General features: G+C 64.2%; 16 protein-coding genes and 1 pseudogene. 13 read left to right on the forward strand and 4 right to left on the reverse strand.

The window, feature by feature from the left end:
• Positions 1 to 24: 24 nt before the first annotated feature.
• Both WS68_RS00555 and pcaQ read right to left on the reverse strand, forming a co-directional pair.
• Positions 25 to 693 carry an O-methyltransferase gene (locus tag WS68_RS00555; RefSeq protein ID WP_059568963.1) on the reverse strand — a complete coding sequence of 223 codons (669 nt, stop codon included), beginning with the start codon at positions 691 to 693 and terminating at the stop codon, positions 25 to 27.
• Between the two features lie 371 nt (positions 694 to 1,064).
• The gene (gene pcaQ / locus WS68_RS00560) at positions 1,065 to 2,060 is read right to left on the reverse strand and encodes a pca operon transcription factor PcaQ (protein WP_059568964.1); all 996 of its coding nucleotides are present in this window, start codon (positions 2,058 to 2,060) and stop codon (positions 1,065 to 1,067) included.
• A 112-nt stretch (positions 2,061 to 2,172) separates the two neighbouring features.
• Between pcaQ and pcaH the strand changes: the two genes are divergently transcribed.
• The 8 genes from pcaH (at position 2,173) to WS68_RS00610 (ending at position 10,422) form a co-directional block, all read left to right on the forward strand.
• On the forward strand, positions 2,173 to 2,877 hold the full coding sequence (gene pcaH, locus WS68_RS00565) for a protocatechuate 3,4-dioxygenase subunit beta (protein WP_059568965.1): 705 nt from the start codon (positions 2,173 to 2,175) through the stop codon (positions 2,875 to 2,877).
• 2 nt (positions 2,878 to 2,879) lie between these two features.
• On the forward strand, positions 2,880 to 3,485 hold the full coding sequence (pcaG, locus tag WS68_RS00570; RefSeq protein ID WP_059568966.1) for a protocatechuate 3,4-dioxygenase subunit alpha: 606 nt from the start codon (positions 2,880 to 2,882) through the stop codon (positions 3,483 to 3,485).
• 526 nt (positions 3,486 to 4,011) lie between these two features.
• On the forward strand, positions 4,012 to 4,350 hold the full coding sequence (locus tag WS68_RS00580; protein ID WP_059568968.1) for a hypothetical protein: 339 nt from the start codon (positions 4,012 to 4,014) through the stop codon (positions 4,348 to 4,350).
• A gap of 684 nt (positions 4,351 to 5,034) precedes the next feature.
• On the forward strand, positions 5,035 to 6,093 hold the full coding sequence (locus WS68_RS00590) for an aromatic ring-hydroxylating dioxygenase subunit alpha (protein WP_059568970.1): 1,059 nt from the start codon (positions 5,035 to 5,037) through the stop codon (positions 6,091 to 6,093).
• A gap of 48 nt (positions 6,094 to 6,141) precedes the next feature.
• Positions 6,142 to 6,927, forward strand: coding sequence for an alpha/beta fold hydrolase (locus tag WS68_RS00595; protein ID WP_059568971.1), 786 nt, complete (start codon positions 6,142 to 6,144; stop codon positions 6,925 to 6,927).
• Positions 6,928 to 7,386: 459 nt separating this feature from the next.
• Complete coding sequence (soxR, locus tag WS68_RS00600; RefSeq protein ID WP_059568972.1) at positions 7,387 to 7,857, forward strand: redox-sensitive transcriptional activator SoxR; 471 nt, start codon at positions 7,387 to 7,389, stop codon at positions 7,855 to 7,857.
• 201 nt (positions 7,858 to 8,058) lie between these two features.
• Positions 8,059 to 8,700 (forward strand): VC0807 family protein, encoded by a 642-nt coding sequence (locus WS68_RS00605; RefSeq protein WP_059568973.1) that lies wholly within the window; start codon positions 8,059 to 8,061, stop codon positions 8,698 to 8,700.
• A gap of 306 nt (positions 8,701 to 9,006) precedes the next feature.
• Positions 9,007 to 10,422 carry an NYN domain-containing protein gene (locus tag WS68_RS00610; protein ID WP_082709730.1) on the forward strand — a complete coding sequence of 472 codons (1,416 nt, stop codon included), beginning with the start codon at positions 9,007 to 9,009 and terminating at the stop codon, positions 10,420 to 10,422.
• A gap of 144 nt (positions 10,423 to 10,566) precedes the next feature.
• Here WS68_RS00610 and WS68_RS00615 read toward each other — a convergent pair whose 3' ends face one another.
• The gene (locus tag WS68_RS00615) at positions 10,567 to 11,826 is read right to left on the reverse strand and encodes an MFS transporter (RefSeq protein ID WP_059568979.1); all 1,260 of its coding nucleotides are present in this window, start codon (positions 11,824 to 11,826) and stop codon (positions 10,567 to 10,569) included.
• 201 nt (positions 11,827 to 12,027) lie between these two features.
• Between WS68_RS00615 and WS68_RS00620 the strand changes: the two genes are divergently transcribed.
• The 3 genes from WS68_RS00620 to WS68_RS00630 all read left to right on the forward strand — a co-directional run bounded on the left by WS68_RS00620 (position 12,028) and on the right by WS68_RS00630 (position 16,024).
• A complete protein-coding gene (locus WS68_RS00620) occupies positions 12,028 to 12,750 on the forward strand; it encodes a GntR family transcriptional regulator (protein ID WP_059568975.1) in 723 nt (240 codons plus the stop codon).
• Positions 12,751 to 12,953: 203 nt separating this feature from the next.
• The gene (locus WS68_RS00625; protein WP_059568976.1) at positions 12,954 to 14,432 is read left to right on the forward strand and encodes a metallophosphoesterase; all 1,479 of its coding nucleotides are present in this window, start codon (positions 12,954 to 12,956) and stop codon (positions 14,430 to 14,432) included.
• A 260-nt stretch (positions 14,433 to 14,692) separates the two neighbouring features.
• A complete protein-coding gene (locus WS68_RS00630; protein WP_059568980.1) occupies positions 14,693 to 16,024 on the forward strand; it encodes a cytochrome-c peroxidase in 1,332 nt (443 codons plus the stop codon).
• A gap of 63 nt (positions 16,025 to 16,087) precedes the next feature.
• On the opposite strand, the pseudogene WS68_RS00635 reads toward WS68_RS00630, so the two are convergent.
• Positions 16,088 to 16,644: pseudogene (locus WS68_RS00635) on the reverse strand (GNAT family N-acetyltransferase).
• Between the two features lie 476 nt (positions 16,645 to 17,120).
• On the opposite strand from WS68_RS00635, the gene WS68_RS00645 reads away from it, so the two are divergent.
• Complete coding sequence (locus WS68_RS00645; RefSeq protein WP_059568978.1) at positions 17,121 to 17,984, forward strand: class I SAM-dependent methyltransferase; 864 nt, start codon at positions 17,121 to 17,123, stop codon at positions 17,982 to 17,984.
• Positions 17,985 to 18,698: 714 nt separating this feature from the next.
• Positions 18,699 to 19,028: an H-NS histone family protein gene (locus WS68_RS27140; RefSeq protein WP_059568981.1), complete on the forward strand. Its 330-nt coding sequence runs from the start codon at positions 18,699 to 18,701 to the stop codon at positions 19,026 to 19,028.
• The last annotated feature ends 652 nt before the right edge of the window (positions 19,029 to 19,680 follow it).

A 19,680-nucleotide genomic window follows, 5' to 3' on the forward strand; every position in this document is an offset into this window, starting at 1 on the left:
ATTGCGCGCGCCGCCGGCGCGGGGCTACGCCGACACCCGTGTCACCGCGAATCCATCCCAGCCTTTCGCGCCGACCGTTTGCAGCACGGTCGTCGACAACCGGGGATCGGCGGCTGCCAGCCTAAAATACTCCCGCACGCCGACGGCATCCGGATCGCCGTTGCGCGTATCCGCGACACGCCCGCCCCTGACCACGTTATCCGCGACGATCACGGTCCCGGCGCGCGCAAGCTTCAACGACAGCGGCAAATAGTCCGGATAGCCTTCCTTGTCCGCGTCCAGAAAAATGAAATCGAACGGCTCGGCCTGCTCGCCGATCAAGCGCTCGAGCGTGTCCTTCGCACGGCCGACGACCACCGTCGCGACGCCGTCCAGCCCCGCGCGCTCGATGTTGCGCCGTGCAAGCGCCGCATAGTCGGCATTCGCTTCCAGCGAGATCAGCCGGCCGCCCGGCGGCAATGCACGCGCAAGCCAAATCGTGCTGTAACCGCCCAGCGTGCCGAGTTCGAGAATCCGGCGTGCGCCGCCAAGCGACGCGAGCAGGTTCAGGAATTTGCCCTGGCTCGCGGTCACGTTGATCGGCGGCAAGCCGGCCTGCACACTGGACGCCAGCGCAGCATCGAGTGCCGGATCGGTCAGATCGAGCTGGGCGGAAAAATACTCGTCGACGGCGCTCCACTGTTTCTGATTCATCGCACACCTTCGTCCAGGAATCGAAGGAATCATTCTAGGTGCACCCCGTCGGGACCGTCGCAGGCCACGCGCTGGATTTACCTGACATAACCTCAAGCCCGTCCTGTCCGCGTCGTGCACGGCCGCGCGCCGGAAAATTTCCACGCTGCGCCGCCTGCGCGTCGAATGCAAGCTACCGGAGCCTGACGATGTTGAGCGCGCCCGCGCAAACAGCCTCGGGGCGGCAAGCGAGCGGCGCCAAACGGCCATGCGGCAACGCCTGTCCTGCCCGGTGCAATTTCACGGCGCCGCGCGCGTGCCCCGGTATTGAATGGCGCCGCGCGCAACGCGCCCCTGGGCGTGAAACGCCCGCCCGCAGCCGCCAGCGCCCGTCACGACGCCCTGCGCCCCGAAGCCAGACGAGCACGCGCGACCGCGCGCACCGCATCGATCAGCGTATGCGCGACGGGCGACGGCTGCGCGTCGGTGCGCAGGATCAAACCGACCGGCTCGTCGGCGCCCTCGACCGGCAATGCCAGCCGCGCGAGCGTGCCGGCCGCGAGGTCATATTCGGCCGCATAGCGCGGCACGAACCAGATCGCATCGTTCTCGAGCGCGAGCGCACGCGCCACCGATACCGACAGCACTTCGACGAACGATTCGAGCAAAGGCGCGCCGCACGCGCTCAACAACTGCTCGGCGGACTGGCGGATCAGCGTGCCGTAAGGCGGCAACACAACCGGATACTGCGCGAGCCGCTCGGCGGGCGCAGCGCTCGCCGCAAGCGGGTGGCCCGCACGAACGACCGCGATGAGCGGCTCGTTGTACAAGTGCTCGAACGACAGCCCGACCATCCGCTCGGGCTCCGACAGCCGTCCGATCGCGCATTCGAGCGCACCGGACTTCAAATGCTCAAGCAGTTCGGCATTCGCGGCGGTCGTGATCCGCACGGCAGCGCGCGGCCATGCATCGGCAAGCGCCTTCAGCACGGCGGGCGCCAGCGACGCCGCAACGCTCGGCAGCATGCCGAGCGCCAGCGTCGCCGCCGCACCGCCGCTGTCGCGCGCCAGCAACCCGACGCCCTGCCGCAGCGCGAGCACGCACGCGTTCGCGTGCGGCAGAAAGCGCTGCCCGTCGCGCGTCGGCGTCGCGCCGTGCCGCCCCCTTTCGAACAGCGGCACGCCGAGGATCGACTCGAGTTCGGCGATCGTCTTCGATACCGCCGGCTGCGTGATCGACAAGCTCTGCGCCGCCTTCTGCACGCTGCCGAACTGCGCGATGGCGAGAAAGCATTGCAGATGCCGGAACTTGACCCGGCCGTCGGTGAGCCGGTCCCCGCCTGGGCTTCGGCCGCCAGCGCGGCGGCCGCCACGATCACGATCTTGCATAACATCCGGTTATACGAATGACGATAAAACATCATTTTGCATAACTTTTCTGATTAGCTAAAGTCCTGAAAACCCGCTTTGTCATCCACAAAATCATCAGGAGACGCCCGCGATGGACTCCCCTCATCTGACCCCGCGCGACTGGCCGTCGCATCCCGCCTATGTGCACCCGCCCTACCGCTCGTCGGTGAAACGCGGGCCGACGCAACCGCTGATTCCGCTGCAAGAGAAACTGCGCAACCAGCATGTGCCCGTCTACGGTGCCGACGACCTCGGCCCGCTCGATCACGATCTGACGAAGAACGCCGTGAAGAACGGCGAGCCGCTCGGCGAGCGGATCATCGTGACCGGCCGCGTGCTCGACGAGTTCGGCAAGCCGCTCGCCAACACGCTCGTCGAGATCTGGCAAGCGAACGCAGCGGGCCGCTATGTGCACAAAGCCGATCAGCACGACGCGCCGCTCGATCCGAATTTTCTCGGCGCGGGCCGCTGCCTGACCGACGCGCAAGGCCGCTACCGGTTCCTCACGATCAAGCCGGGCGCGTATCCGTGGGGCAACCATCCGAATGCGTGGCGGCCCAATCACATCCACTTTTCACTATTCGGCGAATATTTCGGCTCACGCCTGGTCACGCAAATGTATTTCCCCGGCGATCCGCTGCTCGCGCTCGATCCGATTTTCCAGGGCACGCCCGAAAGCGCGCGCGAGCGGCTGATCTCGCGCTTCTCGATCGACACGACCCAGGAAGGCTTCGCGCTCGGCTACGAATTCGACATCGTGCTGCGCGGCCGCGACGCCACCCCGATGGAGCGCTGAACATGACGACGACCAAGCTAAAACAAACTCCTTCGCAAACCGTCGGCCCGTATTTCGCATATGGTCTTTGCCCTCAACAATATGGCTACGACCTGGCGAGCCTGTTCGAGCCGGCGCTGGCCACGCCCGATGCGGCGGGCGAGCACATCGTCGTCATCGGCCAGGTGCTCGACGGCGACGGCAAGCCGGTCAACGATGCGCTGCTCGAATTTACGCAGGCCGACGGCGCGGGCCACTATCCGTCGTCGCGCGACAACGCCCGGCAAAGCGGCTTTCGGGGTTTCGCGCGAATCGGCACGGGAACCGATCCGCAGCATCGCTTTGTCGTCCATACGGTCAAGCCGGGGCGGACATCGCAAACGGACGCGCCGCACATCGACGTGACGGTGATGATGCGCGGCGTACTCACTCACGCATTCACGCGGATCTACTTCGACGATGAAGCGGCCGCCAACGCAGCCGACGCCACCCTCGCGCGCGTGCCCGCCAGCCGGCGCGCCACGCTGCTCGCCCGCCGCGAGCCGGATACGGCGGCGCGGCGCGCCACGGTGTACCGCTTCGACGTGCGGATGCAGGGCGAGCTGGAGACGGTGTTTTTCGATATCTGACGCGAGCGGCACCGCATCGGCCAACCCGTCGAGCTCGCGTGCACAGTTGCGCGCGCGTGCCGGACCGGTCATCTCGCGCGGCATAAACCGCGTCGCGCATGACGGCCGGCAACGCCCCGTCCACTCTAGCGTCAGCGTTATGGGCCAGCCGCAACACGGTCACACCGCGCGCGGCAACGACGAAACCGTCGCATGCCCGCACGCGCGACCCCATACGAATCGCTGCTTGGCCACGCAGCGCATCGGTCGCGCGTCCCAGTCCGGCCATACCGGCACCGCCCGATACAAACGCGGTGCGATCGACCGATCGAACAACACGCGCGACGGCGCGCAACGCGCCGCGCCCCTCTCTTCCCGCACGCGTCGATGCTGGACAGACCGGCCGGTTGCGCCGACGGACCGATCCACCGGTGCGCGGCGCGCCTGCAATGCGCGGTGAATGCCGCGCGCCGCGCGCCGGGCCACGCGGCGTCATTCGCTAAGATATCCGGTTATCGAGTCGAGAAATATCGAAAAGGAACCGTTGATGAATGCCCCCGTCACGCTCGCGTCCGCCGGTGCGATGCCCGCCGCCGAATGGATCGGTTTAGGCGCGCTCGCGTTGCTGTATCTGTTCGGTATCGGTTGGGCGTCGTACTGCGCGATCACGCGCGCCCGCGGACGCGGTTACTGGCTCGCGTGCATCGCGTTGATCGCCGCCGGCACCGCAATCGCATGCTTCACGGCATCGTCGCCACCGCCCGGCTCTGGCGAAATGCCGGCGGGCTTCGGGTTCGGCGTGGACGTCGCGCTGCTCGGCATCGCGGGCGTGACCGCAGGCTGCGCGTGGCAAGCGATCGCACGATTGCGGCACAAGTTCCATTAAGCCGCGTCCGTGCCGGCAGGCGACCGCACAGCGCGCACCGGCCCGCGCCAGCCACCATACGAAGCCGAACTCGCGCAAGCGGCACTCAGCACGGCACACGGCGATGAGCAGTCATTCGCAGCCGCCATCGCTCGCGAGGAGCCGAAAAATCTCGCACCGAGCCGGCAGATCGGCTTATCGCTGCATCGCCGATGCGTGGCGGCGGCCCTTACCAGGCACGCCGAGTCTTTACGCACCGCACGCGAATAAACCGGGTTCGCCGCCCATTTCGAATCGGCGCGATCGATCGAGCAATAGTCGACAAGTATTTTTCATACCACGCCACTCTCATCCAATTCTTATTTTTTATTTAAGGCGACAAAAAAACAGAATCAACACTTTCGCTTTGAATCATGAAAATAATCAGGCCAATGCAATATTTGGAGCCGGCCTCCCATATCTGGGATGACAGTTTCGCTCTTTAAACGGCCCAGAATTTCACCTCCGGCGTATTGTTCATCCCGTTGCATCGACACGCTCGTGGCATTCAGCGGTATGCGCCGTCGCCGCTTCGCACGCATGATATATACCTGTGCTCCGGTATCTGGAGTCAACGTTCTAACGGATACATGTATGCGCAATTAATATAAAGAATATGATTGTGACATTCGCCACGCTGTTCCATTCAGCCACGAGGGGGTCCAAGTGTTTGTTCGAAATCAGTGGTATGTCGCCGGCTTGTCGAGCGAAATCGGCACGGCACCGTTTCCAAGAACCATCGCCAATGAAAAGATCGTTTTTTATCGCACGGTCAATGGCGATCTGATTGCGCTGCCAAATCGTTGCCCGCATCGTCAGGTGCCGCTCTCGGAAGGCTGCGTCGTCGATGATCACATCCAATGCGGTTATCACGGCATGAAATTCTCGTCGGCCGGGCGGTGCGTGAGCATTCCCAGCCAGTCAATCGTGCCCGAGCGCGCGCATCTGAAGCCGTATCGCGTCGCCGAAGCGCACGGCTTCGCATGGATCTGGATCGGCGACAGCGAACCCGCATCGTTCAGCGTGCCCGACGAATTCTCCGTGTGCTCGTCCGAACAGTACGCGGGCGAAATGCTCTATGCGCACGCCAAAACGGACTACCGGCTCGGCATCGACAATTTTCTCGATGCCTCGCACGTTCTCTTCGTGCACCCATGGACCGTCGCGTCGGCGGCCGTCACCGCCGCGCAGACCGAACTGTTCGTCACCGACGACGAGGTGCGCGTTCGCCGCACAATGCCCAACGAAGCCTGCTCGCCAATGTTCAAGAGCATGCTGAAGGTCGATTTCATCGATCGCATCCAGGACGCCGTCTTTCGCCCGATCAGCCATACGTGGATCGATACGACGATCACGCTTTGCGGCGTCGAGAACAGCCCCATGATGAAAACGCGCACCTTCGGCCTGTTCACGCCCGAGACTGAATCGACGTGCCATTTGTTCGCCGGACTGTACCGCAACTTCGAGATCGGCAATCAGCAGTTGAGCGAACTCACGGCACAACAAATCAAAAAAACGATCGACGAAGATGTTTATATTTGCGAGCAGGTACAATCAAACTGGGACGACGGCTATCCGATCGTTCATTTCGGCGTCGATCAAGCTTGCCTCGCTGCGCGTCGGATGATCAGAAACCGAGCGCAACCGGCCGATATCCAGCAGGCCGCCAGGCAAGTCACGTCGACGTTCTCGCAAATCGAAAGCGCAGTGGCTCAGATTCGATAGCCCATAGCGGGCGACGCGCCATGAGCGCCCCCTGTCGAGAAATCAGCGATGACTCCTGAACAAGCCGCCATTCTTTTTCTCACGCCGAGGCGCGAGGCCGCCGCCGATAACCATCCGCCCTTCGACGGCGCATCCGGCAGCACCGCCGACTTCGAAGGCGCCGCGCTCGTGTCGTGGCAGGCGGGTGCGGGGCCGACCGTGCTGCTGGTTCACGGTTGGGAGGCAAGCGCCGGCGCATTCAAACGCTTCGTGCCGCCGCTCGTCGCGGCGGGCTACCGGGTCGTGGCGATCGATCTGCCCGCGCACGGCCGCTCCGCCGGCGCACGCACGTCGATCGTCGATTGCGCGAGAGCCGTGCGTCAACTGATCGAGCATCTCGGCCCCGTTCATGCGATCGTCGCGCACTCGATCGGCTGCGCGATCGCCGTCGAGGCGATGAAGGCGAGCGCATCGGCGAATACGGCCGTGCTGATTGCCCCCCCCGCCCGATATCGCGATTACGCCAACGCCTTCGCAATGCAAGCCGGGCTCTCGACCGACGATGCAAAGCAAATGGTCGCCCATCTTCTCGCGCTTGGCGTCGACGTCGCCTCTGTCGATACGCCTCGCGCCGTGCAAACCTTCGACACACGTGCGCTGATCGTTCATTCGGAGGACGATCGCGTGGTGCCGGTTTCGCAAGGCCGCGAAGTCGCCGTGGCTTGGCCGGGCGCGCGTTTTGTCGCGGTAAACGGCCTCGGCCACCGCAGGATACTGGACGCCGACGAGGTGATCAACGCGGCCGTGACGTTCATTCAAGCGCCCCGCAACGAGCAGCACGGGCTCGAATCGTAAGCCGATCGCCGCCTGAACCGGGTATCGCACGATTTACGCCGTGACAAAGGGCATCCGCTCACAGCGCGGATGCCCTTTGTCATGGTTCGCCGACATACCAGATTCGCTTTTCATTCCTTCTTGTCATCCCAACCGCTGGCCCGAGCGCGTGCGGCGCCCCCTGCCCGGCCCCACCCCGCCGATTTGCCCGCCTATGTTTGCTTCGCCGCTCACCAGCAGCCTCCCCGTCAATAGCTGAAGCCGCAATACCCTCGGCTCGCCATCCGGCGCGAATGCCGAAAATCGCTGATTGAATCACCGACTGAACACGGACCGCCGGGCGCATCGCGCGCACCGCACGCGGCGACGATCCGGCGTCAGCACGCATCACGCCGCCGATTTGCCATAGACTAGCCGCCCGTCACCAGCCGCCTAAATTAAAGTTAACATGAAGTTGAAACATAACCAGAAAGGCAAGCCATGACTCCATCCCGTCCCGTCAGCGATCCGCTGTTGCCGATCAGCGAAGTCGTCGCGCGCAGCGGCGTTGCGGCGTCCGCGCTGCGTTTCTATGAATCGCGCGGCCTGCTCGTGTCGACGCGACACGGCCGCAGCCACCGCCTTTATCCGCGCTCGAGCCTGCGCCGGATCGCGTTCATCGTGTTCGCGCAGCGCATCGGTTACTCGCTCGACGAAATCGCCGAACAGCTCGCGGCACTGCCAATCGATACGCTGCCGACCAACAGGGACTGGCTGCGCTTGTCGCGGCAATGGAAGCAGCGCGTGGCGGAAAAGATCGACGAATTGCAGCGCCTGAATATCAGCCTCGATCACTGCATCGGTTGCGGCTGCCTGTCTTTGCGCCGCTGCAAGCTGACGAATCCCGACGACCGCGCGGGGCGCGCCGGGCCGGGCGCCCGGCGCTGGCTCGGCGATCCGCCGCCGGTTTGACGCGTGACGGCATGCCAGCCGTCAATGGGCCGGGGTGCGATCGGCAAGGGCGCATCGCGCGCTGGCCAGCCAGCGGCCGGCCGCCATGTCCAAGCCCCTTCAAAATCAGCCAGAATCGGGCATGATGCGATAGACGCGCCGCGATACGGCACTCCCGCCGCCTATACCGCCCTCTCCCCCACCGTCAACGATCTAATCGACATGAAAATACGTCCGGGCCTTCTCGTCGAACTGGCGGTCAACCTGCTGCTTCCCTGGGCCGCCTACCGCGCGGCGGCGCCTCACTGGGGGGAAACAGGCGGCCTGATCGCGTCTGCCGTGCCGCCGCTCGTCTGGAGTGTGCTCGAACTCGTGCGCTTTCGCCGGATCGACGCGCTCTCCGCACTCGTGCTGTTCGGCATCGTGCTATCGATCGCCGCCGCGCTCGCAGGCGGCAGCCCGCGAATGCTGCTGATGCGCGAATCGCTGGCGTCCGGCACGGTCGGCGTCACGTTCCTGCTGTCGCTCGCACGGCGCAAGCCGATCGTGTTCTATCTAGCGCGTGCAACCGTCGCACGTGAACAGAGCGACGGCGCCGCCCGGCTCGACCGCCTTTGGAACGAGCAGCCGGCGTTCGTCTCCGCGATGCGGCTCATCACGCTTGTCTGGGGTTGCGGCCTCGTCGCGGAAAACCTGTTGCGCGCGTGGATGGTCTGGCATTGGCCGGTCGAACGCGTGCTCGTGGTCACGCCGATTGTCGGTTACGGCACCTATGGTGCACTGATGCTCTGGACGTTCTGGTATCGGAAGGTGATGCGCAGCCGCGCGCTCGCCGGTATGCCTCCGGGCGGCGCACTTGGATGAACGGCGAGCCGCAACCGGTATCATGTGCGCCGAATCCGGTAGCGCGATCGGCTGGCTACCTAGGCCGGGCGGGACGGCAGCACGGCGGCAAACGCGGGCTCCGGCAAGCCGCCCGGATAGGCGCCGGCGTCGAAATGCCGGTTCCGGCCGGCTGCCTCAGGGATTGAAGTTGACGTTGCAGCGCCGCAACCAGCCGGCCGCCACCGGGCATGGATCGGATACTGAGCGCCCCCTTGCGCCAAACACGGCGCGGGACTGGAGCAAGCGCTAAAGCGCTGACCCCGGTCGACCAACACTGGAGATTTCATGGCCTTACCTCAAGACAGCGTCAACATGGCGCTCTTTTGCGACTTCGAAAACATCGCACTCGGCGTGCGCGACACGAAGTTCGAAAAACTCGACATCAAGCCCGTCCTCGAAAAACTGCTGCTGAAAGGCAGCATTGTCGTCAAAAAGGCGTACTGCGATTGGGAACGCTACAAGACGTTCAAAGCGGCGATGCACGAAGCAAGCTTCGAGTTGATCGAAATTCCGCACGTGCGCCAATCCGGCAAGAATTCGGCCGATATCCGCCTGGTCGTCGATGCGCTTGATCTCTGCTATACGAAAGCGCACGTCGATACCTTCGTCATCATCAGCGGCGATTCGGACTTCTCGCCGCTCGTGTCGAAACTGCGTGAAAACGCGAAGCGCGTGATCGGCGTCGGCGTGAAGAACTCGACGTCCGATCTGCTCGTCGCGAACTGCGACGAATTCATCTTCTACGACGATCTCGCTCGCGAGCAGCAGCGCGCGCTCGCCAAACGCGACGCGCGCACGGCAAGCCCGAATGCCAAGCGCCCGGCCGACGACGACAAGCACCGCAAGCACGACGGCGACGCGCGCAAGTCAGAGGCAATCTCGCTCGCCGTCGAGACCTTCGATGCGCTCGCGTCCGAGCGCGGCGAGAGCGGCAAAATCTGGGCATCGGTGCTGAAAAGCGCGATCAAGCGCCGCAAACCCGATTTCAACGAGTCATATTATGGATTCCGCGCGTTTGGCAATCTGCTCGACGAAGCACAGGCGCGCGGCCTGCTCGGGATCGGCCGCGACGACAAATCCGGCACGTTCGTATTCCGGCCGATTCAAATTTCGCCGCGCCCCGCCGCGGTCGAAGCGCCCAGCTTGGCAGTCACGCCAGCCGAACCGACTGCCGCGACCAACGTAGCCGGTACGCCCGATGCGAAGCCATCCGGCAAGAAAGGGCACGGCAAGGCACGCGGGGCAAAGAAGCGGCTACCTGAGCAAATGCCGCTGATCGTCGAGACGGCAGCGAGCGTCGACAGCGAAATCGACTTCGCCATCGAAGCCGACGCCGAAACCGTCACGCATCACACCGCGCACAGCGCGCGCACGGCACAAGAAGCACGCGCATCGCACGCTGCTCACGAATCAGCAAGCACGGACGAAGCCGCAGACCTCGGCACGGCCGATACACCAAAGCCCGCCCGTTCGCGTGCGCGCAAAACGGCGCCGAGAAAAACCAAGGTCCGCGCGAACCACGCAGCCGAACCTAAAGCGGCGACCGACGACGCCATGCCCGACGAAGGAATCGAGGCCCAAGCCCGTGCAGGAGCCGAGCGCGCGCAAGCAGCCGAGCCGGCGGCAGCGAAAAAACCGGCGCGTCAATCGGCGGCGCGCCCGCGGCGGCCGCGCAAGAGCACATCGGCAGGCGAAGCCTGAACACCGCGCAATACGAAGAACGCACACGGGCGCGCGCCGCCGGCGCAGTCCCGCGTTAACGGCGGCGAGGCTGCCGACCCCGCCCGCGGCGAGGCATCCTCGCAAGCGGAACGATCCGCCAGCCCGCGCGCGGCCGTCCGTCCATCACGCCGCCACCCCGGCCGCCGGCCTGCGGCCTGACATCGACGCCGCCAGCATGCCAATTCCAAGTGTCGCAAGACAAACGACGGGCACGAGCATCGGCGCGCCCGCATTGCCCGCGACCTTGCCGACATACGGCATCAGGTTTTGCGCGAAAAAGCCGCCGAGGTTACCGATCGAATTGATCGCGGCAATGCTCGCGGCAGCGCGCGCGCCGGAGAAGAAACGTGGCGGCAGCGACCAGAAGCACGGATACAGCAGCGGAATACATGCACCGCCGAGCACGAGCGCCGCAAAGCGCAGCGGCAGGCCGGGCAGCGCGAGGCTAAGCGCGAAGCCAGCAACACCGATGCCCGCCACGGCCGCCATCGCCTTCAACACGATGCGCTCGCGCTTAATCCGCGCGGGCAGCCACAGCAGCAACAGCGCGGCAATCGCCCATGGGATCATATTGAGCAGCCCGTTCGCCGATGCCGCCACGCCGCTGCTCTTGAGCAGCGTCGGCAGCCAATATGTCACGCCGTACAGCGATGTCGACATCAGCATGTACGCGAGCGCGAACATCAGCACGCGCGGATCGACGAGCGCGCGCCACGGCGATTCGGATACCGCCTCGGGCGGCGCCTCCCGTGCGAGCGCCGCGTGCACGCGCCGCTTCTCGTCGTCGGACAGGAACGTCGCGCGCTCAACCGATTCCGGCAGCAAACGCAGCGCAACGAGCGCAACGACGACGGCGGGCGCGCCCGTCGCAACGAACACCCATTGCCAGCCGGCAAGCCCAAACGATCCGTCGAGCGACAGCAGCAGCCCGCCGGTGAGCGAGCCCAGCATGTTCGCAAGCGCGCTGCCAAGCGTGAAAAAGCCAAGCACGCGAGTACGCTGGCTTTGCGGGAACCACAGCGTCAGGTAATAGATAACGCCTGGGTAAAACCCCGCTTCCGCTACGCCAAGCGCGAAACGCAACACGTAAAAGAGCCCGGTCGAATGCGTAAAACCGAGCAGCATCGTGACCACGCCCCACGTCATCATGATCCGCGCGAGCCAGAGCCTCGCGCCAAACCGATGCAACGCAAGCGTGCTCGGCACCTCGAACAACAGATAGCCGATGAAGAACAGCGACGCGCCGAGTCCATACGACGACTCACTCATCCCGAGCGCGTGCACCATCTGCAATTTCGCGAAACCGACATTCTGCCGATCGATGAACGCAATCAGGAACATGATGACGAGTAGCGGCATCAGCCGCCGCGCGATTTTCGTCATCAATGCCTGCTCGCTGAATGTGGGCCCGTCCATCGGTTATCTCCTTGTCGCTCAATTCATATAGATGATTAATTGACTTACCTGCTTCGACAATGCGTGGTAACCCGTGAAGAGATGAAATTCCGGCTTGTCTGTACGGGTTTTTCCCGTTTCCTACCTGGCCTACTCATGCAAACATATAGATGAATACACCGACCTCCCATGATTGCCGACGACCGCCTCCCCCGTTACCAACGCCTGCACGACGAGCTGGCCGCGCTGATCGCGGCTCGCCATTGGCAGCCGGGCGAAGCGATTCCGACCGAACAGGCGCTCGCGAAACGTTATGACGTGGCAATCGGCACGGTGCGTAAGGCGGTCGAACTGCTCGTCAGCGAAGGGATGCTCGAACGCTTTCAGGGGCGCGGCACGTTCGTCAGGCGCGCGAGCTTCGACGGTTCGCTGTTCCGATTCTTCCGCTTCCAGAGCAAGGGCGGCGAGCGGCGGATACCGCAGAGCCAAATCCTGCGCCGCGAAATCGTCGAAGCGACGTCGGCCGTCGCCGCCGAACTGCAACTGCCAAACCGCACGCGGGTCATCGAAATGACGCGGCTGCGCGTGATCGACGCCATACCGATGCTCGCCGAAGAAATCTGGCTGCCGTATGAGCCGTTCGCCGCGTTCGCGCAGCTTGAACTCGACGCGATCGGTGATCTGCTCTATCCGGCCTACGAATCGCATTGCGGCCAGATCGTCGCGTCCGCAACCGAAACGTTGACGGTCGAGGCGATCGGCGCCGTGCATGCGCGGCTGTTGCGGATCGAACCGGGCACGCCTGCCATCGTGATCGAGCGGCTCGCATATGGCTACGATCGCCGACCGCTCGAATGGCGGCGCTCGCGCGGCCCGGCGCGCGAATTCGTCTATCAGGCGGAAATTCGCTGACACACGAACGTGCGCGCGTGCGGCGATCGCTGCTTCGCCATCGCAGCCGGCAACGCACGGTGGCTTTGCCGTTCGCGCCGCCGTCCACGCCCCCCCCCCCCCGGCTCATGCGTAGGCATGCCACTCGCCGCAAACAGGCCAATGGCTTTCACATATATTGCATATAGCATGCTTACCATTACGGCTCCCAAACGAGGACGACCATGCGACGACCGCTCCTTCGCCACACTGCCGCGTTCCTGCTGACGCTCGCGAGCGCCATTTTTTTTCTCCACGCCTGCAAGAGCGACATCGACGCACAGCAGGACCCGGCCAGTGCCGCTGCAAACATCGAGGCCGCTTGGGTGGAGATCGGCGACACGAATCAGGCGATCGCCCGGGTCATCACCAGCTACGCACCGCCCGCCGCCGCGAGCGATCCGGCAAGCCCGGTCTGTCCGCAATTGAACGCCGACGGCAAGATCACGCGAATGACACTGCGCGTCGCCGCGGGCACTGTCGCGCAACGCACGACCGCAAGCGATCCGGCTGATTCGAAGCCGTCGAGCTTTCCGGTATCGGTGTGCGAAACGACGTTACCCACCGGCGCCAAGGACGTCACGGTCGCCGGACGCGCGCTGCCGTTGCCGAAAGCCGAGCCGCAGCGCGTGGCGATCATCGCCGACACCGGCTGCCGGATGAAGAAGGCAGACAACGCATTCCAGGCGTGCAGCGACACGGCCGTGTGGCCGTTCGCGACGATCGCGGCAAGCGTCGCGCGGCTGAACCCGGATCTCGTGCTGCATGTAGGCGATTATCACTACCGCGAAAACGCCTGCCCGCCCGACATCGCCGGCTGCAGGAACAGCCCGTGGGGCTACGGCTGGGACACCTGGCGCGCGGATCTGTTCGAGCCCGCCGCGCCGCTGCTCGCGAAGGCGCCATGGGTAGTCGTGCGCGGCAATCATGAAGAATGCGCGCGCGGCGGCCAGGGCTGGTTCCGCTTCCTCGATCCGCGGCCATACAGTGCGGCGCGCTCGTGTGACGATCCGGCCAACGACGGCAACGCAAACTATTCGGAGCCCTACTCAGTGCTGCTTGGCACCGGCTCGCAGGTGATCGTGTTCGATACCGCGAAGGTCGGCCGCAACCCGCTGAAAACGACGGACGTGCAGTTCCAGATCTATCAGAAGCAATTTCAGACGGTTGCCGCACTCGCGAACAAGGCGGGCATGACAACGACGATCTTCACGAACCATCATCCGATCCTCGCGTTCGCGCCGATCCCTGGCAGCACGCCCGCGCCAGGCAATCTTGCGCTGCAATCGGTGATGTCGAGCCTTTATGCGCAGGCGTACTATCCGCCCGGCGTGCAGGTCGCGCTGCACGGGCACGTGCACGACTTCCAGGCAATCAACTTCGCATCCGGCCATCCGGCGACGATCGTGTCGGGCAACGGCGGCGACAACCTCGATGTCGCGCTGCCCGATCCGTTCCCGGCGAATTTGACACCCGCACCCGGCGTCGTGATCGACAGGCTGTCGCACAACAACAGCTTCGGTTTCCTGATCATGGAGCGCCGCGCGGCGCCCGCACGCGGCTGGACGTTCAATGCCTATACGGCAGCGGGCAAGCTGCTCGCGACCTGCAACCAGTCCGGCACGACACTTATGTGCGACAAGACCGGTTTCATCGCGCCATGACGTCGTACAGGCACGGCAAGCAGCCAACCACCGGATCGCAGACGCGCATCGAATCACGGCATGCGCATGACAATGCCCCGCATCGATCCGACCCGGCCAACGCGAATGCCCGCACTCGATATCGGGTGCCACGCGCTGGCGCGTTTGCAGCGGCATGGGCCGCACCTACTTCCCCGTCTCGCGCGTTACAGCGTCATGCCGGCACGGGATGGGCGCACGCGGCGCTCGTCATCGCCATGCTCGCGGCCCCGGCCGCGACGATGGCAACGGCCGTAGCCGCGACGACCGCCGGCCTATCCCGCCACGCCGCTGCATCGGCGCCATCCGAACCCCAACCGTCCACGCCGCTGCTGCCCGGCGCGCCGGCACCGCGCATCGTCGCCATGATCGGCCGCGGCACACCGCAAGTCGCGGCAAAGGTCGATCCGGCAGCCGCGGTATTCCGCCCCGACCCGGCGCTTGCCGCGCTCGGGCGGCGCATCTTTTTCGACCCGCGCCTGTCCGAGCCGCGCGGCACGTCCTGTGCGAGTTGCCACGACCCCGGCCGTGCGTTCGCACCGACGCTGTCGCCCGCGTCGCTCGCCGGTCCGCGCGTGCCGCAGGGCAGCCGCCCCGCGCACTTCAGCCGCCGCAACGCGCCGTCGCTGCTGTACGTGCGCTACGTACCGCGCCGCTACTTCTATCAGGACGATGACGCCCTCGCACCCGCGCCGTTCGGCGGCCTCTTCTCCGATGGCCGCGCCGACACGCTCGCCGAGCAGCTACGCGGCCCGCTGTTCGATCCGAACGAGATGAACAACGCGTCACCCGCCGCACTGTTGCGCAAGATCGAAGGCACCGAGCTCGGCCATGCACTCGCCGAACGCTTCGGCCCGGATGTCCACCAGGATGCCGAACGAATGACGCGCGCGCTCGGCGAGGCGATGCAGGCGTATCTGCAAAGCGACGAAATGGCGCCCTTCACGTCGCGCTTCGATCGATACGTAACGAAGCATGCGCCGCTCACGCCGCAGGAACAGCGCGGGCTGGCACTCTTCAAGAACCCCGACAAGGGCAACTGCATGAGCTGTCACGCGCTGTCGGACACGGCCAGCCGCCCCGAACGCTCGCTGTTCACCGATTTCGGTTACGACGCGATCGCCGTGCCGCGCAATTACGCGCTGCCCGCCAACCGCGACCCGCGCCATTTCGACAATGGCCTGTGCGAGACGGCCAAGCAACTGCGCTGGCCCGACCCCACGCAATGGTGCGGCTATCTGCGCACCCCGGGGCTACGCAACGTAGCGATCAAGGAAACGTTCATGCATAACGGCGTGTTCGACACGCTGCGAGACGCGGTCGCTTTCTACAACACGCGATCGACCGACCCCAAGCACTGGTATCACGGCCGGGACACGTTCGATGACGTGCCCGCCGCGTATCGCGGCAACATCAACGTGAATTCGACGCCGATGAACCGCCGCCCCGGCACGCCGCCCGCGATGACAGAAGCCGATATCGACGATCTCGTCGCGTTCCTGCGAACGCTGACCGATGAGCGCTATGCCAGCCTGATGCCTGCGACGCTCAGCGGCAAGGCCGCACGGCCTTGACCTTGCGGCACACCATGCGCGTACCACCCGCTGCGCGCCGTGCGCCGAGACGATGCCCTGCGTTCACGGCGTAGCGGCGACACAGCGTTCATCCGGCAAGCGCGCATAGATATCGAAATCCCTCGGCCGTCCTCGCATGATCCGATACGATCGCAGTACGCCTTCACGGCAAACCCCGCATTTGCGCAGCACGCGCGCCGAATCCGGGTGAGCCGTCATCACCATGCCCTGCACGCGCAGCCAGCCGTATTCGGCAAACACCCATTCGGTTACGGCGTTGCAGACAGCCATCGCGATGCCTTTTCCCGGTATTCGGGCGCGACATCGTAAGCGATTTCCGCCGATTGGTGACGCATGGAAATCGTATGGAATCCTATCGTGCCAGCAAGTTTTCCAGCCTGCGCGTCAACGATCGCCAAGCGCCGAACCGACTGCGGATCGGCGGATTCGATCGCATCGAATATCGGCGTGAGAGCTTGCGCGGATCGCAAATCCCAACTCGTATGCCGCGTGGCAGCCGGAGCCGACAAGTATGCATACCAGTCATGCAGATCGGCACGTTCCAGTTGCCGCAACCAGATGCCTGGATAGCCCGGCTCGGGCACAGAATCGATTCTCATCGTTCGTCTCGTTCGCAAGGATGCCAAAGTTTACTGCGTCGACGCCGAGCGCACACCTAGATGGAGACGTCGAACGACCCCCGTCACACGCGCCAATCGCCGGCGCGATGAAAACCAGCGCGCAGCCCGCGCCTTCATACAGCCACGGCAGTAGCGCTGCTCCACGTGTGGTTGCAAAATCGTTGGGATCGCAACTGGATTCGCGTGGATCAACAAGGAGACGGACATCAAGCGAGCCAGCTCGCCGGTCTTTCATGAGCGGGGCCATTGCCGGAAGCGAATCGCGTGCACACCGGCATCCGCGGCCGTCTGCAAATCCGGCATCCGCGACAGCAAGCCGAACGCGCCCGCTCCGGCCAGCGGCGCGACGCCTGATCGATACTGAATATATGGCACCGGCAGGATGAGATACGGCTCGTTACCAGCTACACTTGCGCCCATCGGCAAACGGCGCTCGGCCATGAACGGAGAACCGCATGCAAGACAAGCAAACTGCGATACCTGACAGCACAGCGGTGCGCGTCGCGCTGTGGCGCGCGCTGCACGTGCGGATCGATCCGCCGCCGCATGTGCTCGAAGACGAGATCGGCCTGCGGCTCGCCGCGCCGCCCGAAGGCTGGCGCGAGCGCCCCGACATGCATCCGCAAGGCACGGCCGGCTATCGCGCGGCGATCGTCGCACGCGCCCGCTTCGTCGAGGATCTGGTCACTGAACGTGCGGACCAGGGTGTCGATCAGTATGTGATACTCGGCGCGGGTCTCGATACTTTCGCTCAGCGCAGGCCGGAAATCGCCTCCCGCCTGCGCGTATTCGAAGTGGACCGACCCGGCACGCAAGCATGGAAACGGCAACGCCTGACGGAACTCGGCTTCGGCGTGCCTGCCTGGCTGACGTTCGTGCCCGTTGATTTCGAGGCAGGCGGGCTATGGCGTGACCAGTTGAGCGCCGCCGGCTTCAATGCCGCCCGGCCAGCGATCGTCGCATCGACAGGCGTATCGATGTATTTGACCCGCGACGCAATCGCGGCAACGCTACGCCAAATCGCAGCGTTCGGGCCGGGCACAACGCTTGCGATGACGTTCCTGTTGCCGCTGGATCTGATCGATCCGGCCGAGCGGGCGGAGCATCAGGCCGTGTATGAACGAGCGCGCGCCGCCGGAACGCCCTTCGTCAGTTTCTTCAGCCCGGCCGAGATCGTCGCGCTCGCCCAGCAAGCCGGCTTCGGCGACGTTCGGCACGTATCCGGACACGACCTCGTCGAACGATATTTTTCGAAGCGGACCGACGGCTTTCGGCCGGCAAGCGGTGAGGAATTCATCGTGGCGTCGGTGCGGGCCTGATGCCGGCTTTCGGCGCCGCTACGGTTTCATCATATCGAAGGCCGGATCAGGGCCAGCGCGCTCGGCCACTTCGATCCGGAAACAGGTGCGTTTTAGCCCATCATGTATGCCATCTGACCACACGTACACCCGGCATAGGCCCGCTGTCCAGTGGGATCTGTTGACCGCCGTCGCCTATGCAGACGCGGGAGCGAAAAATCGAGCGGCGTCATGCTCACACCGGCGAGCACTTCGTTTTCAAGGCGATACCCGCCTGTTTCGTCATCGTCGAGCCAGCCCCAAAGCGTCCGTGAAGGGCCATGATTGACCGCTCAGGCGCCCCATTGCGCTTCGAGACGCCATCGGAATATATGAGATTGCATCGCAACAATTCATCGTCCCGAACAGCGCGCACAGCGGCTCGCCGCCCCCCCGGCCGTTTTCCAACAGGAATGCAAGTTGAACATGCAAGAAGCGGACAAACGGCACCGAGGCCAGCCCGGCTCGTGCCGGCGCCTACCAGCAAAGGCTGTACGAACGAGTTCATATAACTCACAATTACCGCCATTCGCCACTGCTCTTCGAAGCCGCAAGGGAGCGAATCTTCACGGCAGTAATCCCAATGCAAGCATTAAAATCCGTCCGGAAACCGCTAGCCCAGTACATCGGATTTCCCCACTCCGCAAGTGTCTTGTATCATTGCGGCTCAGTACCGTATTCAACTTCGATTTGATCGTGAACCCAACCCTCCAGGAACTTCAAGCGCAGTTGCGCGACACCAATATCCGTCTGGCAGAAGCCAAGAATGATGAAAAACGCGCAGCGCTCGCGGCATTCAAGGAACAAGTCGAGCTGTACAATATTACGCAGGACGAAGTAATGCGCGCACTCGGTTACTTGAAGCCGGAGCGCAAACGCCGTGCCGAAGCCAAGTATTACGACCCGTCATCGGGGCGCTCATGGTCCGGTCGCGGCCCGCGGCCAAAGTGGCTCGAAGGCAAGGAACTGGACGACTATCTGATCGACCGCGCCCCTAAGCCTTGGTGGCCGGGCGAAGACAATTGAGCGGCAACAATCTGCCGCCATGCATTCCGCACGGATCGTGTAGTACGCCCCGTCCATATCTGATGGACGGGCGGATTTGGCCGTATCACATAGCCATCACGGGGCGCTCCAGTCGTTCGTCGTCCGAAATTCCCTGCCCGGCGGGCCTCGTCGAATACGCGCGTTCCGATAAATCGTTTCAGATATCGTGTCCAATTCGTCGAGCGTTCACTCATAGCTATCCGCCGTGGCGTCTTTTCCGGCGAGTCCGATGCATGTGAACGCACACCGCGCTGGATGTGCTGCCCGCTGACGGCAAAAATACCGCTCGTCGGCCCATACCCATTGCCGCCGGGAAGTTGCATTTCGAACGAACGCACCCAACGGGTGGCCGGGCCGCACTTATCCGTCGCCCGGACTTCTCAACGCCTCCTTCGATCGCGTATCGCAGCGCCGTCGACTCCCTCGATGGCTTCGACGCGCGTCGTCCGAGCCCCGCCCGAAAGCGACTTCCCCGCAGCGCTCTTCGAGCATGGGCGACGGCGATCGCCCAATTGCCGTCAAGAATCGGCCATCCGCAATCGCAATGCTCCTTCGTACGCGGTCTTTTAACGACGCCCCTCAGCGGTTGAGGGCAGCAGGCATTCTCCAAGGCATGAGATCGGCGTAGTCG

The organism is Burkholderia sp. TSV86 (assembly GCF_001522865.1).
In the GTDB taxonomy this organism is placed as follows: Bacteria; Pseudomonadota; Gammaproteobacteria; order Burkholderiales; family Burkholderiaceae; genus Burkholderia.

Coding starts and splice junctions, on each gene's coding strand:
- WS68_RS00605 (WP_059568973.1), top strand. CDS start 8,059: ATGAAAATACGTCCGGGCCTTCTCGTCGAACTGGCGGTCAACCTGCTG.
- WS68_RS00555 (WP_059568963.1), bottom strand. CDS start 693: ATGAATCAGAAACAGTGGAGCGCCGTCGACGAGTATTTTTCCGCCCAG.
- WS68_RS00610 (WP_082709730.1), top strand. CDS start 9,007: ATGGCCTTACCTCAAGACAGCGTCAACATGGCGCTCTTTTGCGACTTC.
- pcaG (WP_059568966.1), top strand. CDS start 2,880: ATGACGACGACCAAGCTAAAACAAACTCCTTCGCAAACCGTCGGCCCG.
- WS68_RS00595 (WP_059568971.1), top strand. CDS start 6,142: ATGACTCCTGAACAAGCCGCCATTCTTTTTCTCACGCCGAGGCGCGAG.
- WS68_RS00615 (WP_059568979.1), bottom strand. CDS start 11,826: ATGACGAAAATCGCGCGGCGGCTGATGCCGCTACTCGTCATCATGTTC.
- WS68_RS00620 (WP_059568975.1), top strand. CDS start 12,028: ATGATTGCCGACGACCGCCTCCCCCGTTACCAACGCCTGCACGACGAG.
- WS68_RS00625 (WP_059568976.1), top strand. CDS start 12,954: ATGCGACGACCGCTCCTTCGCCACACTGCCGCGTTCCTGCTGACGCTC.
- soxR (WP_059568972.1), top strand. CDS start 7,387: ATGACTCCATCCCGTCCCGTCAGCGATCCGCTGTTGCCGATCAGCGAA.
- WS68_RS00630 (WP_059568980.1), top strand. CDS start 14,693: ATGGCAACGGCCGTAGCCGCGACGACCGCCGGCCTATCCCGCCACGCC.
- pcaH (WP_059568965.1), top strand. CDS start 2,173: ATGGACTCCCCTCATCTGACCCCGCGCGACTGGCCGTCGCATCCCGCC.
- WS68_RS00580 (WP_059568968.1), top strand. CDS start 4,012: ATGAATGCCCCCGTCACGCTCGCGTCCGCCGGTGCGATGCCCGCCGCC.
- pcaQ (WP_059568964.1), bottom strand. CDS start 2,060: ATGCAAGATCGTGATCGTGGCGGCCGCCGCGCTGGCGGCCGAAGCCCA.
- WS68_RS00645 (WP_059568978.1), top strand. CDS start 17,121: ATGCAAGACAAGCAAACTGCGATACCTGACAGCACAGCGGTGCGCGTC.